This is a genomic window from Duganella qianjiadongensis, from assembly GCF_009857915.1.
GTDB classification, from domain to species: domain Bacteria; phylum Pseudomonadota; class Gammaproteobacteria; order Burkholderiales; family Burkholderiaceae_D; genus Rugamonas; species Rugamonas qianjiadongensis.
The window spans coordinates 547,743-560,860 of sequence record NZ_WWCM01000002.1; the positions used below are offsets into that span (position 1 = coordinate 547,743).

Consider the following 13,118-nt stretch of genomic DNA (forward strand, 5'->3'; position numbering starts at 1 on the left):
CGATGCTCTGACAACCAACCACCCGACCCGCGCCATCACCATGCCAGCCGCCGCCAGCTCTCCCGTCCGATTGCATCTCAGCCTGCTCGGCGACATCGAACTGCGCATCGAGGGCCAGCCGGCTGCTGGCAAGGTGTATGGCAAGATGCTGGCCCTGCTGGCCTATCTGGCACTGGAGAGCCAGCGCAGCCACCGGCGCGAGCAGCTGGCCGACCTGCTATGGCCACAACTGCCGGCCGAAGCGGCCCGCATCAACCTGCGCCAGACGCTCTACCACCTGCGCCGCATGTTGCGTGATAGCGACGCCCGGCTAATCACGGGGCGTGATGCCGTACGCCTGAATAATGCCGGCGACTGGTGGCTGGACGTGCGCGCTTTTCTCGCCGCCGCCAGCTCGGCCGGCAACGGCGCGCAGTCCGATCATCCGCAGCAGATCGAACAGATGGAGGCTGCGGCGGCCCTGTACCGTGGTGACTTCCTCGCCAGCCTGGCGGTGGACGATGCGGCCGAATTCGAAGGCTGGCGCGATGGCTGGCGTGCCACGCTGCAGCAGCACATGTTGCGCCTGCTGGAACGCCTGCGCGATAGCCATGCGCAGCAAGGTACAACCGAGCGCGCGTTGCAGCATGCCCAGCACCATCTGGCACTCGAACCGTGGAACGAGGCGGCGCACCGCGCCGTGATGCGGCTGCTGGCGGCAGCCGGACGCACGGCCGAAGCACTGGACCAGTTCGAAAACTGTCAGCGCCTACTGGCGCAGGAACTGGGCACCAGCCCCGCTGACGCCACCCGCCAGCTAGCCGAGGCCCTGCGCGAAGATCTGCTGCGGCGCGAGCACAGCAAAGTGCCAGCGGCGATGCCTGCCCCCAGCGCAGCCGGACAGTACGGCAGCGTGCTGACTGCGGCGTATGCCGAACGGCGCCAGGTCACCATCCTGTACTGCAGCCTGAACGCATCCGGCAGCGCGGATGCAGAAGAAATCGCCGAACGCCTGCGCCTGCCCTACCAGCTTGGCACCCGGCTGGCCAGCCAGCATGGCGGCCATGTTCTGGCCGCGCCGGGTGGCAGCTTCATCGCCTACTTCGGCTATCCGGTGGCGTCGGAAGATGCCGCGCGCAGTGCCGTGCGGGCCGCCCGCGCCATCGCCGCCATCTGTCGCGACGGTGTGCAGGCCCGCAGCGGCATCCATAGTGCCAGCATCGTAACCGGCAGCATCGCCGGCCAGCCCGATCCCGCCGGAGTGGCTTCCGCACTGGCGCTACGCCTGTGCGAACGGGCCGCGGGCGGAGAAGTCCACCTCAGCGACAGCACTCGCCAGCTGGTAAGCGGCTACTTCTATCTGCAGCCCTGCGGCTCGCAGGCCTTGCGCAGCTACCGCGTCGCTGGCGCCACCTCCGCCAGCAACCGTCTCGATGCGGCCGCGCAGCTGCAGCAGCTAGTGGGCCGCACGGCAGAAATGGCACAGCTGCTGGCACTGCGCGATGCGGCCAGCGCAGGGCCAGCGCAGCAGGTGGTACTGCGCGGCGAAGCCGGCATAGGCAAATCGCGCCTGCTGCGCGAACTGGCGGGCACACTGGCCCCGGCGCGCTGGCAGCGGCTGGAGCTGCAATGCGAAGCCGCCTTCCACAGCACGCCGTGGCAGCCGGTGATCGCTCTGCTGGAGCGGCTGATCGGCTGCCAGCCAGACCAGCCGGCGGCCAGCAAGCGCAGCATGCTGTCCGACTATCTGGCCAGCCAGCACGCTGCACTGGCAGCGAGCGTGACAGCCACGCTGCAAACGCTGCTCGGCATCGCCGAACAGCCTGCGGCCATCAGCAGCGAAGCGCTCAGGCAGCAGACCAGCGCAGCGCTGCTGGCCCTGTTCCACAGCGCCGCAGCGCAGCGCCCCGTACTGCTGGCAGTGGAGGATCTGCACTGGGCCGATCCCTCCACGCTGGCGCTGCTGGCCGCACTGGCACGCCACACGGCCGCGCTGCCGGTAATGACGGTCTACACCGTGCGCAACGACAGCGGACTGGAACCATGGCTGCAGGAGAACAGCACGGTGCTGGAACTACAGCATCTCGATGATGGCGCGATGACGGTGCTGGTGGGCGCGACCGGCGCAGCCCTGTCGGCAGCGGCGATTGCGCGCATCGTCGCCAGCGCCGAGGGCATACCGCTGTTTGCCGAAGAACTGGCACAGCAGGCGCTGGAGCAGCCCGGCGCGCGCCAGTTGCCTGCTACGCTGGCCTATCTGCTGGCGGCCCGGCTCGATACCACCGGCGCAGCGCGCCGGCTGGCGCAGCTCGCCGCCACCATAGGACGCCGCTTCGATCTGGAGTTGCTGGCCCACGTCGGTCCGGTCGATAACGATCATCTGCAGGCCTTGCAGCAGGCCCGTTTACTGGAACAGTGCGATGCGCGCCATTTCGAATTCCGCCATGCGCTGATCCACGCCGCCGCCTACCAGTCGCAGACCCGTGCCGACCGCCAGCATGCCCACCGCCGCGTCGCCGATGCGCTGCTGCAGCACTACCCTCAGCGGGCCAGCCAGCAACCGGCCCAACTGGCCCACCATCTGGGCGAGGCCGCCGACTATCCTGCTGCGCTGGCATGGTGGCTACAGGCTGGCCGTCAGGCGCTGGCCGCACATGCCTGCGCCGAAGCGGCCGAACATCTGCGCAGCGGTCTGGCCGTCCTGGAGCAGATACCGGCCAGCGCCGCGCGCGCCGACAGCGAATGCGAGCTGCTGCTGGCACTGGGCCAGACCCTGCTGGCACTGGCGGGTTATGGTTCGGCCGAAGCCGCCAGCGTGTACGACCGCGCCCATGCGCTGTGCAGCGGCGAGTATGCTGCGCAATGCGACGGCGCCCGGCGCTTCGACGTGCTATGGGGTTTGTGGATGGTCTCCAGCTCGCGCGCGCAGGCCAGTTTCCGTACCAGTGCCGCGCTGATCCCCGACCTGCTGCAGGCGGCCAGTGCCAGCGGCGACTGGCAGCGGCGCGGTCATGCCCATGCGGCGGCAGCCAATCTGGCGCTGTGGCGGGGGCGCTTCGAGGCAGCGCTCGAACATGCGCGCAGCGCCGTGCAGCTGTGCAGCGGCCAGCCGCGCCCGCGCGATCACCAGCACGGCCACGACCCGCAGGTCGCGGGGCTGGCCTATGCGGCATGGGCCCACCTAGCACTGGGCCAGCATGCCGCTGCGCTGGAAGACTGCAGTGCCGCCATTGCGCTGGCACGTACGCTAGACCATCCGGATTCGCTGTGCTTCGCGCTGGTGCATGCCGCCACCGTGTACCGGCTGCGCCACGATGCGGCGACCGTCGCTACACTGGCCGACGAAATTCTGGCACTCGCGGGCCAGTACCAGCTGGCGCTCTGGCAGGTGGCCGGCACCATGCTGCGCGGCTGGTGTCTGGCTTATGCGGGCCAGCGCGAAGGTCTGGCCCTGCTCGAATTTGCCGCTGACGCCGTGCGCAGCGTGATGCCGGGCATACTGGTAGCCTTCCTGCATCCGCTGGCCGAAGCGCTGGGCTTCCTGCACGACTACCCGGCCCAGCTGGCCCAGCTCGATGCCGCGCTGGCCAGCGCCGAGCAGCTCGATGACCAGCTGCACCGCGCCAGCCTGCTGCAGCTGCGTGCAGCCTGTCTGGCCAGCCTCGAGCATCAGGCTTGATTCTGCCCGCGGCAGCCTGACGGTGGCCCATCAAACTCACAGGCATCGGCAGACGGGTCTGGACCTAGATGGCCAGCAGAGTAGCTAAGCCCGGCAATAATTGCCCTTGCTTTTCAGCCTGCTCAACAACGCGGATAGGCGCGCTCAGCAAGCTTCTGACATGGTCGCGATACTCGGGCCGAACATACTCGGCTATCCAGCGGTCTCGCCGCAGCTGTGGCAACTCCCCCGATTTAAGCAAGCTGCTTGCCCTGATCATGCTTAGCAGCATGGCGTATTGATCGCTAGCCTGAAACGCTATGCGCCGGTTGTCGTGCATAGCCTTATGCAACTTGGGCGTGGTCCACGCGGGCGTATAACCAAATGCCTGGCGCTTGGCGGGATGCCAGTTGATGCGTCCATCCACATCGATAAAACGCACCTTGTGATCATCAAATGTCAGATTGGCGGTCTTGATATCGACCAGATAAATTTTCTTGGCGTGCATGGCGTCCAGATCCGCCAACGCAGCTTTGAAAGCGCTCACCGGCACTTGCTGCCCCGCCCCGATCCGCGTCGCAAGGTCAGTGCCGGCATTGTGCGCCAGCATCAGGCGATCACTCACCACCAGATCCACGCTTACTGTCTCGAACGGCAAGATGTCCGCATTATCCCGGCCACGGCCGAACCCTTGCAATGTGCGCGGCTGCAGTGCGACAAAGTGCTGATCCTTGCCCACCATGGTCTTCCATCCCCCCTGAGTGGTCTGCTTGGGCGGCGTCTGCGGCGCGTAGGCGACGGGGAAGCGCTGACGCACATTGGCAGCCACCGGATAGTAATAAACCTGCCGGGTGGCCTCGTGCTTTAAGCGGGCCAGCGGCTGTTTATTCTCTCGGGCCGCTTGCAGCGCCTGCTCTTTGGTTTTGGCATGCAGTTGCACATTGCGCGCAATCGTCGCGCTTGCCAGATAGCTGGCGAGTTCGGGGATATCGCGTTGCAGCGTAGCGATCAGCGCAGCACGCTGTGCTACGGGCACCTGGCGCATGAATACGGCAATCTTGCGCAAGATTTGCTGACGCTCGACGCTGCCGGCAGCTGTCGCTGCAAACTCCAGCGGCCAGCGAGCTATCGTGGCCTGGCGGGCCTGAGCCAGATGTATGGCTTTTTCATAATCCTCACGCAAGCCACCTGCCAGCCCGGACGAGGAAGCGGCCTTGCCCGCTGGCGCATCACTGCCGAGCTTCAGCCCTTGCGCTTGCTGTGCTTGCAACTGGGCAATTGGCTGCCATGACAAGGCCTTGCGCACGTCCGTGTGTATTAAGTGTTGTTGGGCGACGATTTCTTCTGTCGCCACCCCTTCAAGCTTGCCCAGACGCAGCAATAGCTGATCCAGTCTGCGCATCGATCCCGCTGCAATGACGCCTGCGGAGGCGCGCTGGCTTAACTGGTGGCGAAAATAGCGTAGCTCGGTTTCGATCACGCGACGCCGTGCCGTGCCGGAGCGGAGCGGCAGGGTAACACGCTGCCACAACGACGAACGACTGGGCTCGGGCATGACACTCGCAGCACGGCTGGGCTTACTCGCAGATATAGTGGGCAGCATGGCAGAGGAATAGAATGGTTACTGCCATAAGTAACACGCCCGCGCATTGTGTTCTGTACCGGGCCGGCACGACCGGCGCAGCAATGAAAAAAGGAGCCAGACTTTAGGTCTGGCTCCTTCTTGTATTGGTAGGCCGTGCAGGACTTGAACCTGCGACCAAAGGATTATGAGTCCTCTGCTCTAACCAACTGAGCTAACGGCCCATACTTTGCAAGCTTACGCCTTAAGGGTATCGGCAACGATCCGCTAAGCGAATGCGCGAGGATACTGGCTAGCGGGGCCTAGCGTCAAGTCCTAGTTACCTTCCAGGAAGCTCTTGAGCTTGTCGGAACGGCTAGGATGACGCAATTTACGCAGTGCCTTGGCTTCGATCTGACGGATGCGCTCGCGCGTGACGTCAAACTGTTTGCCCACTTCTTCCAGCGTATGGTCGGTCGACATTTCGATACCGAAACGCATGCGCAGCACCTTGGCTTCGCGTGGCGTGAGGGAATCGAGCACATCCTTGACCACACCGCGCATCGAGGCATGCAGGGCCGCGTCGGACGGCGCCAGCGTGTTGTTATCCTCGATGAAGTCGCCCAGATGGGAATCGTCATCGTCACCGATAGGCGTTTCCATGGAAATCGGCTCTTTGGCGATCTTCATGATCTTGCGGATCTTATCTTCCGGCATCTCCATCTTGATGGCCAGCGTGGCCGGATCCGGCTCGGCCCCCGTCTCCTGCAGGATCTGGCGCGAAATCCGGTTCATCTTGTTGATGGTTTCGATCATGTGCACGGGAATACGGATGGTGCGGGCTTGATCGGCGATGGAACGGGTAATTGCCTGGCGGATCCACCAGGTGGCATAGGTGGAGAATTTATAGCCGCGGCGGTATTCGAACTTGTCCACCGCCTTCATCAGACCGATATTGCCTTCCTGAATCAGATCAAGGAATTGCAGGCCGCGGTTGGTGTATTTCTTGGCAATCGAGATCACCAGACGCAAGTTTGCTTCCGTCATCTCGCGCTTGGCCTTGCGCGCCTTCATTTCACCGGCCGCCATCTGGCGGTTGATGTTGCGCAGATCGGGCAGCGGCAGCACCACGCGGGCCTGCAGGTCGATCAGACGCTGCTGCAGTTCCTTGATGGTCGGGATATTACGGCCCAGAATCGCGCTATAAGCGTGACCGGCAGCCACTTCGCCATCGACCCAGTCCAGATTGGTTTCATTGCCGGGGAAGACCTTGATAAAGTGGGCGCGCGGCATGCCGCACTTGTTCACGGCCACATCCAGAATCTGCTTCTCGATATGGCGCACTTCATCGACCTGACCGCGCAGGGTATCGCACAGCTTCTCCACCACTTTGGCGGTGAAGCGTATGCCCAGCAGCTCGTAGGAAATGGCTTCCTGCGCCTTGACGTAGGCTTTCGAGTTATAGCCTTCTTTCTCGAAAGCACGGCGCATCTTGTCGAAATTCAGAGAGATGACATCGAATTTTTCCAGCGCAGCCGCTTTCAGAGCTTCCAGCTGTTCCGCCGAGTAACCGGCCGCCCCGGCGGCAGACCCACCGGCCTCTTCCTCTTCCTCTTCTTCCTCTTCTTCCTCGTCCTCGTCTTCTTCCTCGTCTTCGGACGGGGCCGCAGCGGCAGGCGCGGCGGCGGCTTCCTCGCTCTCGTCTACCAGACCGTCAACGATTTCGTCGATCTTGATCTCTTCGGCGCGGATCCGGTCGGAAGCAGCGATAATTTCGGCGATCGTTACGGGACAGGCGGAAATCGCCTGGATCATGTCTTTCAGGCCGTCTTCGATACGCTTGGCGATTTCGATCTCGCCTTCGCGCGTCAGCAGCTCGACCGAACCCATTTCGCGCATATACATCCGCACGGGGTCGGTGGTACGACCGAAATCGGAATCGACGGTAGACAGCGCGGCTTCGGCGGCCGCTTCGGCCTCGTCGTCGCTGGTGACGGTGGCAACGTTATCGGACAGCAACAGGGTTTCGGCATCGGGCGCATGCTCGTAGACGGCGATGCCCATGTCGTTAAAGGTGCCGATAATGCCTTCGATCGCTTCCGGATCGACGATATTGTCAGGCAGGTGGTCGTTGATCTCGGCGTAGGTGAGGAAACCGCGTTCCTTGCCGAACTTGATCAGCGTCTTGAGTTTCTGGCGGCGGCGTTCGAGTTCTTCTTCCGACGCTTCCGTATCCGACGAGAAAGCATCCTTGAGCAGTGCTTTTTCCTTGGCCTTGCGGTCCTTGGCCTTGGCCTTGTCCACCGCCTTCAGCTCGGCGCGCTCGACCGCATTCAGTGCGGCCACTTCGTCGTTTTCAGGCTGGAATTCCTTGGGCTTGCGACCGCGCCGCCCCGGCACTTTCACCGTCGGCAGCACGTAGCCCGAAGTATCAATGGCTGCCAGAGCGGCAGCATCGGTGGTCTGGCTCACGGCCGGCACTTTGCTGGCAACACGCGTTTCCGACTTGTCCGCCGTCTTGGCAGATTTTGCGGTCACTTTGCTCGGCTTTGCAGCCGCTTTGGATTCAGGTTTCTTGGTTGGCACAGGCGCTTTCGATTACACAACGACTTGCTTATTTAGGATAAAGTTTCTTGCGGCCCTATCGAACCTCGGTCTGCGGACTTGCCGACTACCCAAGTCCGACAATACTACGACTTACTTACATCCGGTCAGGACGATCTACCGCGTTAGAACTCCGCCACTCTTGGCAGAAATTCTACTGCATAGGAACCGTGTGTGGGGACAAGAAACCATGACCGGGTTGGAAGCGCACTCGCGCGCGCCGCATATTGCTCTTGCAACAGGAACACTCCTGCTGCCACAACCCAAGCTGGCCCATGCCGCCGACACCCGTTCTTCCATGTCGATCAAGAGCCTAACTTACTGAAAACAAACACACTCTGAGCTGAAAAACGATGCCTAAAATTACAACACTTAGCGTTTTATTATAGCACGCCACTTTTCAATTTCCAGAGGGCGGAACCATGCTACGCCCTCTACTACAGACCACACAGACAGACTGTAGCGGACCTGAGCCAGATCAACGGTTCGCCGTTTCTGCCTGCGCTTCGCGCAACAATTGATCCTGCTGCGCAGTAATCTCGCGGTAGCGCACGCCGATCTGCTCGGACGACAGGCCGGCGGCAAACAGCTGGCTGAGTTCTTGCTTCAATGCATCATTTTTCACCTGCCGGATGGCGCCGCGCAAGAATAGCCGCACGGCATCAAACTCCGATTCAGGCTCCTGCACGATTTCGGCAATGATGCTGTCGTACTCGTCGCCCTGCGCTTTCAGATGTTGCGCAAATGCTGCAAAACTGCCTTGCGGCCCCAGTGCCTGCGCTTGCGCCACCAGCTGGGCCAGCCGTTCGGCCGGTTCCGCCCCGAAGTACTGGAAGGCCGCCAGCGCCGCCCCGTCCACTTCCTGCGCCAGCGGCGGATGGGCAATCAGGATGCGCACGATCTGCAATTCCAGCCCCACCGGCACCGGCCGCCCCGTACGGGCCGGGGCCTGGCGCGCTAGCGCCACCGGCTTGGCCAGCTCGTACAGCACCTCGATCTCGGATGGCGAGGTCTGGGTCAGCTGGGCCAGTCCGCGCACGATCTGCAGCCGCAGCGCCGTCGGCGTCATGGCCTGCAGCATGGGCTTGGCGTCGAACTGCACGCGCGCCCGCCCTTCCGGACTCTGCAGATCATGCTCGCCCACCGCTTCCTTGATCAGGAACTGCGACAGCGGCATGGCTTCATGTATTTCCTGCTCGAAGGCCTCCCTGCCGTAAGTGCGCACATAGCTGTCCGGATCATGCTCGGTGGGCAGGAACAGGAAGCGTATCGTCTTGTTGTCCGTCACATGGGGCAGACAGGCTTCCAGCGCCCGCCGCGCGGCACGCCGCCCAGCCTTGTCACCGTCGAAGCTGAAGATCACATTGTCGGTTTGGCGCAACAGCTTCTGCACGTGGAACGGCGTACACGCCGTGCCCAGCGTGGCCACCGCCTGCGGAAAGCCCATCTGCGCCAGCGCCACCACATCCATATAGCCTTCCGTCACCAGCACATAGCCGGCATCGCGGATGGCCTGACGGGCTTCGAACAAGCCATACAGCTCGTGACCCTTGGAAAATAATGGCGTTTCGGGGGAATTCAAGTATTTCGGTTCGCCCTGATCGAGCACGCGTCCGCCGAAAGCGATCACCTGCCCCTTGGTATTCTTAATCGGGAACATCACCCGCTCGCGGAAGCGGTCATAACGCTTGCGGTTGCCGCCATCCTCGTCGACGCGGTCGATCACCAGCCCCGCTTCGGCCAGCACCACGGCTTCGTAATCAGGGAAGATGCTGCGCAGATTATCCCAGCCGGGCGGCGCATAGCCTAGCCCGAAACGGGCGGCAATCTCGCCCGTCAGGCCACGCCCTTTCAGATAGGTAATCGCATTGGTGGCACCACGCAGCTGGGCGCGGTAAAAGTCGCTGGCACGGGTCATGGCTTCCGTCAGCGCCATGCTGTGCGCCGCCATCTGGGCGCGCTGGGCCGGCGGGATCTTGTCATCCTGCTCGGGCACCACCATGCCCACATTCTGCGCCAGCTCTTTCACCGCATCGACGAAGCCCATGCCCGAATATTCGATCATGAAACCGATCGACGTGCCATGGGCGCCGCAACCGAAACAGTGGTAGAACTGCTTGGTGGGACTGACGGTAAAACTGGGGGATTTTTCGCTGTGGAAAGGGCACAGGCCCATGTAGTTAGCGCCGCCTTTTTTCAGCTGCACATAACGGCCCACCACGTCGACGATGTCGACCCGGTTGAGCAAATCGGCAATAAATGATTGTGGGATCACAGGGCTATACAGTCTTGTTGTGAATCAGGCTATACCGCCGCAGCGATCCGGTATTGCGCCGGATCAGACTGCAGCTGCTGGACAGCATAACGCCATCCAGTCTCTTACTGGCAGCAATTATGCCGGAGCCAGTGCCTTTTTCACCAGTGCCGACACCACCGTCATATCGGCACGGCCAGCCAGCTTGGGTTTGACGATGGCCATCACCTTGCCCATGTCCTGCGGACCGGCAGCACCCGAGGCCGCCACGGCAGCAGCCACTTCGGCAGCCACTTCTGCATCCGACAGGCCGGCCGGCATATAGGCCAGCAGCACGGCCAGTTCGGCTTTTTCGATATCGGCCAGATCGGCACGGCCACCGGCCTCGAACTGGGTGATGGAATCCTTGCGCTGCTTGATCATTTTTTCCACGATGGCCACGGTCTGCTCATCGCTCACTTCGATACGCTCGTCCACTTCCTTGCGCTTGATTTCCGCCAGAATCAGACGCACGGTCGCCAGACGGCCGGCGTCTTTGGCACGCATCGCGGTTTTCATATCTTCGGTAATTTGTTCTCTCAGGCCCATAGCGTTCTTTCAGAAGGAATAAAAATGCGAAAACCCGCCGCGGCGAACCGGGGCGGGTATCTCTCGATGCCGCAAGAGACAACCCGAGGCGTAAGCGCCATACTGCCGGGTTGACTCCTTGGAGCAGTCTTAGAAGAGTTTTTTCGGCAGCTGTTGGCTGCGGATGCGTTTGTAGTGACGCTTAACGGCAGCTGCCAGCTTGCGCTTGCGCTCAGCCGTTGGCTTTTCGTAGAACTCGCGTGCGCGCAGTTCGGTCAGCAGACCGGTTTTTTCGATGGTGCGTTTGAAGCGACGCATTGCGACTTCGAACGGCTCGTTTTCTTTAAGGCGAATGGTGGTCATGTAAAATTCAAACCGTTAGAGGTTATAGGAAGAAGAAGATAGTAGCACTATTTTTGAAAAAAGGGAAGCCCGAAATCGGCTTCCCTTGCGCCCTGCGTGGCGAAAACAGTGACGAGACAGCAGGCTAATCAGGCCTTGCGGCGACGTGCCGCACCTGCCACCAGACCCAGGCCGGCCAGCAGCATGGCATAGGTTTCCGGTTCCGGCACAGCAGCGACGTTCATGCCGACATTGTCAATAAACGCCGAGGTATCGTAAGCGTTGTGCGGATTCAGACCGGAGAAGGTCAGCGTATGACTGCCCGCAGCCAGAGTGATGGCGCTGGTGCTGAACGAGTTCCAGCCGGTCGAAGCCGCATCGTAGTTGCCCAGCGAGTGGCCATCGAGGCTGACACTGACGACCTGGCCAGTGCTGTAGTAAGGACGCAGCGCCATATCGAAGGTGATGGTGTAGCTGGCCGCCGAGCTATTGCTGAAAGTCTGGGAAATCGATGCGATATTTTGCAGCACTGCGAAATAATCGCCGCTTGCCGTATTGCCATACCATGGAGTGCCGTTATGCGACACTGCGCCACCGCCGGTAAAACTCCAGCCGGCGGCCACATTGCCGTAGTCATACCAGTTACCAACGGTGTTCACTTCAAAGCTGGCATTTTGCAGGCTGACGGTATTGGCCAGCGCGCTGGTGCTGAGCAGGGTTGCGGCGATAGCGATAATGATTTTTTTCATGATGGAGTCCCGAGGGTTAAATATTTGCACCCCACCTGATATTATCAAAACAACACTTCAAGTGTTTTAAGTGCAACTTAAGTATTCATGATGCAATGCTCGGGACTTGAAGTCAAGAAAATAATTATTATTTCTATACGGAAATACCCGCCGCCACTGCGGAAGCCCAGGCCCACTGGAAGTTATAGCCGCCCAGCCAGCCCGTCACATCGACCGTCTCGCCGATGAAATACAGGCCCGGCACCTTGGTCGCCATCATGCTCTGCTGCGACAGTTCGCGTGTATCGATTCCGCCACGCGTGACTTCGGCTTTCTTGTAGCCTTCCGAACCGCTAGGAGTGAGCGTCCACTGGTTGATGGCAGCACCGAGTTTGCGCAGTTGGGCGTCCGGCATATCGGCCAGTCTGGCATCGCCAGCAAAACCATGGGCGTGCAGCAGGCCTTCGGCCAGCCGCGCCGGCAGCCACTGCGCCAGCACATTGCCCAGCTGCTTCCTGACGGTGCCCTTGGCTTCGATCAGCGCGGCGGCCAGATCGAGTTCCGGCAGCAGATTGATGACGATGGGCGTGCCCGGCGTCCAGTAGGACGAAATCTGCAGGATGGCCGGACCGGACAGGCCACGGTGGGTGAACAGCAGGTCTTCGCGGAAACGTGCTCCGGTAGGATTGCGGCCTTTGACGGAGCCCGTCTCCACATCGACTTCGAGCGCAATTCCGGCCATTTCCACGAATGGCGCCCAGCTTTGCGCATCAAAGGTCAGCGGCACCAGCGCCGGACGGGGCGCCACCATGCGCAGGCCGAACTGTTCGGCGATGCGGTAGCCGAAGTCGGTGGCGCCGATTTTCGGTATCGACAGGCCGCCAGTGGCGATCACCACGCTATCCGCTTCGATCTCCCCCTGATCGGTCTGCAGCACGAAGCCGCCTAGACCAGCCGGTGCCTGCTGCAGCGCTGCCACCTTGCAAGGCATGCGCCAGTGCACGTCGCCACGGCTGCACTCGTCCTTGAGCATGTCGATGATCTGTTCCGCCGAGTCGTCGCAGAACAGCTGGCCGCGGTGTTTCTCGTGGTAGCCGATGCGGTGCTTCTTCACCAGCGCAATGAAATCGGCGGCCGTGTAGCGCGACAGCGCGCTTTTGCAGAAATGGGGATTTTCCGACAGATAGTTGGCCGGAGCGGCATTGATATTAGTGAAGTTGCAACGCCCGCCGCCGGAAATGCGGATTTTCTCGGCCAGTTTGCTGGCGTGGTCTATCAGCACCACGCGCCGTCCGCGCTGGGCCGCCGTTGCTGCACACATCATGCCGGCAGCACCTGCGCCGATTACCACCACGTCAAACTTAGCCATAACTATCCTATCGTCCAAAGGGATATTGTACTTGAGACACACCCCTGGCCGGCAGA

Annotated in this window: 8 protein-coding genes and 1 tRNA gene; 1 reads left to right on the forward strand and 8 read right to left on the reverse strand. The window is 61.7% G+C overall.

Annotated elements, in window-relative coordinates:
- The first annotated feature begins 40 nt into the window (after positions 1–40).
- Positions 41–3,658 (forward strand): AfsR/SARP family transcriptional regulator, encoded by a 3,618-nt coding sequence (locus tag GTP27_RS05255; RefSeq protein ID WP_161038103.1) that lies wholly within the window; start codon positions 41–43, stop codon positions 3,656–3,658.
- Positions 3,659–3,722: 64 nt separating this feature from the next.
- On the opposite strand, the gene GTP27_RS05260 is transcribed toward GTP27_RS05255, so the two are convergent.
- The 8 genes from GTP27_RS05260 to GTP27_RS05295 all read right to left on the reverse strand — a co-directional run bounded on the left by GTP27_RS05260 (position 3,723) and on the right by GTP27_RS05295 (position 13,062).
- A complete protein-coding gene (locus tag GTP27_RS05260; protein ID WP_161038104.1) occupies positions 3,723–5,117 on the reverse strand; it encodes a hypothetical protein in 1,395 nt (464 codons plus the stop codon).
- A gap of 249 nt (positions 5,118–5,366) precedes the next feature.
- A tRNA-Ile gene (locus GTP27_RS05265) sits at positions 5,367–5,443 on the reverse strand.
- A 91-nt stretch (positions 5,444–5,534) separates the two neighbouring features.
- A complete protein-coding gene (gene rpoD, locus GTP27_RS05270; RefSeq protein ID WP_161038105.1) occupies positions 5,535–7,784 on the reverse strand; it encodes an RNA polymerase sigma factor RpoD in 2,250 nt (749 codons plus the stop codon).
- A gap of 496 nt (positions 7,785–8,280) precedes the next feature.
- Positions 8,281–10,077, reverse strand: a complete 1,797-nt coding sequence (gene dnaG, locus GTP27_RS05275; RefSeq protein ID WP_161038106.1) for a DNA primase — start codon at positions 10,075–10,077, stop codon at positions 8,281–8,283.
- A 117-nt stretch (positions 10,078–10,194) separates the two neighbouring features.
- Positions 10,195–10,644, reverse strand: a complete 450-nt coding sequence (locus tag GTP27_RS05280) for a GatB/YqeY domain-containing protein (protein ID WP_161038107.1) — start codon at positions 10,642–10,644, stop codon at positions 10,195–10,197.
- A gap of 129 nt (positions 10,645–10,773) precedes the next feature.
- Positions 10,774–10,986 (reverse strand): 30S ribosomal protein S21, encoded by a 213-nt coding sequence (gene rpsU, locus GTP27_RS05285; RefSeq protein ID WP_008451879.1) that lies wholly within the window; start codon positions 10,984–10,986, stop codon positions 10,774–10,776.
- Between the two features lie 128 nt (positions 10,987–11,114).
- Positions 11,115–11,714, reverse strand: a complete 600-nt coding sequence (locus GTP27_RS05290; RefSeq protein WP_161038216.1) for an FxDxF family PEP-CTERM protein — start codon at positions 11,712–11,714, stop codon at positions 11,115–11,117.
- A gap of 133 nt (positions 11,715–11,847) precedes the next feature.
- The gene (locus GTP27_RS05295) at positions 11,848–13,062 is read right to left on the reverse strand and encodes a BaiN/RdsA family NAD(P)/FAD-dependent oxidoreductase (protein WP_161038108.1); all 1,215 of its coding nucleotides are present in this window, start codon (positions 13,060–13,062) and stop codon (positions 11,848–11,850) included.
- Positions 13,063–13,118: the final 56 nt, after the last annotated feature.

Bases quoted from the DNA above. Each gene is read 5' to 3' on its own strand.
- rpsU (WP_008451879.1), bottom strand. From the start codon at position 10,986: ATGACCACCATTCGCCTTAAAGAAAACGAGCCGTTCGAAGTCGCAATG.
- GTP27_RS05255 (WP_161038103.1), top strand. From the start codon at position 41: ATGCCAGCCGCCGCCAGCTCTCCCGTCCGATTGCATCTCAGCCTGCTC.
- GTP27_RS05295 (WP_161038108.1), bottom strand. From the start codon at position 13,062: ATGGCTAAGTTTGACGTGGTGGTAATCGGCGCAGGTGCTGCCGGCATG.
- GTP27_RS05290 (WP_161038216.1), bottom strand. From the start codon at position 11,714: ATGAAAAAAATCATTATCGCTATCGCCGCAACCCTGCTCAGCACCAGC.
- GTP27_RS05280 (WP_161038107.1), bottom strand. From the start codon at position 10,644: ATGGGCCTGAGAGAACAAATTACCGAAGATATGAAAACCGCGATGCGT.